3 protein-coding genes are annotated in these 2,326 nt (G+C 40.0%); all 3 read left to right on the top strand.

The features are described 5' to 3' along the window. Positions 1-659 (top strand): VOC family protein (locus ACTF6W_RS07090; RefSeq protein ID WP_438993843.1); only part of this gene is annotated, 659 nt, incomplete at its 5' end. Positions 660-663: 4 nt separating this feature from the next. Next, positions 664-1,725: a nitrilase-related carbon-nitrogen hydrolase gene (locus ACTF6W_RS07085; protein ID WP_438993842.1), complete on the top strand. Its 1,062-nt coding sequence runs from the start codon at positions 664-666 to the stop codon at positions 1,723-1,725. Further along, the coding region (locus ACTF6W_RS07080) for a hypothetical protein (RefSeq protein WP_438993841.1) at positions 1,725-2,326 on the top strand (602 nt) is incomplete at its 3' end. The genes ACTF6W_RS07085 and ACTF6W_RS07080, both read left to right, overlap by 1 nt.

The following is a 2,326-nucleotide window of genomic DNA, read 5'->3' as shown; positions in this document are numbered from 1 at the left end:
CAAAATATGAATATTTAAGAAGTTATGGCTGGAATGCCATAGAAATAACTGTAACAGACGCAGACTTACTTCATGCAAAACTAAAAAATAGCCCATTTAAAATAATTGGTGAGCCAACAGAGTATGATTTTAGCGATGCCATTTATCCAATGCAAGCAGTCGGCCTTTCAAAAGAATTATTTTATCTTAATCAAATTCGCGGCGACCTTCCAGCTTACGACCTTCCAGGAGCAAAATCCTTTGTTGATCATATTTTTATTATGATCTTAGCAACACCCGATGTGAAAAAAACCATGCAGTTTTATGTGAATGCTTTTGGCTGGGAGGAAGGTAAGACGTTCCATATACCTTATAGTGTTATTAATAATGCTTTCGATTTACCTGAAGACACCCAACATTTTCTTTCAATGTCATGCAACGGTCGCGTAGTGAATAATGAAATTGACCAATATCCTGAAGGAACAATCATCCGCCCTAGAAATGATGACATGCTTGAACCAGGTATCGCCATGACTACATATATGGTAGAAGATTTAGATAAAATTAAAGCCCCACTTCTGACCGAGCCGGCCGTATTAGAAAACGCCGGATATGATGGTCGTCGCAGTGCCTGTTGTATTGGTTCTGCGGGAGAATTAATTGAATTAATAGAGATATAAATAAATGTTAGAAAAACAAGAATTACTTGGCCCTTCATATTATGGTATCGCATTACAGACTGCCGTAGATGCGATTAATGATTGTGCAAATCGCGAAGACGCGCAAATAATCATGAATGCTACTATAGAACGACTTGCTTCGGAAATCCCTGCCAGTAAACGTTTCGTTGGCCCTGATAGTAAAATTATTGTCTTACCCGAATATTTTCTTACCGCTTACCCTCTAGGCGATACAATTGAAGGATGGGCCCAAAAAGCATGTATTCATGTCGATGGATCAGAATATGAAAAACTCGGTAAAATTGCACAAGATAATGATATCTATCTGGCTGGAAACGCATATGAAATTGATGATCATTTTCCAGGTCTCTATTTCCAGACGTGCTTTATCATAGGGCCAAATGGGAATGTCATTTTAAGGTATCGCCGATTGAACAGTATGTTTGCCCCTACCCCCCATGATGTCTGGGACAAGTATCTTGATATATATGGTATGGAAGGTGTTTTCCCTGTAGCCAAAACAGAAATTGGTAACCTCGCTGCCATTGCTTCCGAAGAAATCCTTTATCCTGAAATAGCAAGGTGCCTTGCCATGCGCGGCGCGGAAGTATTCCTCCATTCTACTGGAGAAATGGGCAACATGAGTGAAACCCCTAAACAAATAGCAAGAAAGGCGCGCGCGCTTGAAAATATGGCATATATTATTTCCGCAAATTCCGGGTCTATTCGTGGTCATGAACTACCCAAAAGCTCAACTGATGGACGCTCTGCTGTTATTAATTATAAAGGGCAAATTATGACAGAAGCAGGATATGGTGAAACTATGACCGCAAATGACTGCATAGATCTAAATGCGCTTCGCAAATATAGGAGAAGGCCCGGGATGAGCAACTACCTCGCCCGCCAACGTTTTGAAATGTTTGCCGATACCTATGGTAATGAAGGAAGCCAAAAGGCAAATAGCCTGCTTGATCAAAACGGTAATCATAAAATTCCTGATCGCGCTCATTTTATATCCGCGCAAACGGAAACCATCGCTAACCTTGCCAAAAAGAAAGTTATTTAATGATGGAACTTCATAGCATACTCCTTTTTATACACATCATTTTGATGGGTTATTGGTTGGGCGGTGACCTTGGTGTTTATTTGGCCGCTAATCGCGTAGCAGACCCTACATTGCCTATAGATGAACGCTTAAGGTTTTTACATCTTGCCATGAAGCTCGATATGGGACCAAGAACAGCACTTATTATGATATTACCCACCGGTTTTCACATGGCGAGTAACTGTGGGTTGGTATCACTGACGCCGCTTTTCCTGAGCTTAATATGGATCGGGTCACTTATATGGTTAGCATTATGTTGGGCCGTTTTTTTATATGAGAATATTGCTCTTGGTGACATGTTTAGAAAAATCGATTTAAGCGTAAGATATGTCATGCTTGTTGTTATTTTTGCCATTAGTGTATGGAGTATAACATCAGAAAATTCATATTTTGACTTATGGCTTTCGCTGAAATTATTTTGTTTTTCAATAATTATTGCGCTCGGGATTACGTTACGTATTGTCGTTTCTAAATGGGTTATTGGGTTTAAATTACTGCGCGATGGCTCGACAGAAGATGCAAATGAAATCATCTTAAGCGCTCGTAAAAAAGCCAAGCCGCA

The sequence above is a fragment of the Pseudemcibacter sp. genome (assembly GCF_965661635.1).
GTDB lineage: Bacteria > Pseudomonadota > Alphaproteobacteria > Sphingomonadales > Emcibacteraceae > Pseudemcibacter.
The sequence above is the reverse complement of the archived record's forward strand: the minus strand, read 5'-3'. Positions and strand labels throughout refer to the sequence as shown.

Excerpts from the sequence above, each read along its gene's own strand:
- ACTF6W_RS07085 (WP_438993842.1), top strand. The coding sequence starts at position 664 with ATGTTAGAAAAACAAGAATTACTTGGCCCTTCATATTATGGTATCGCA.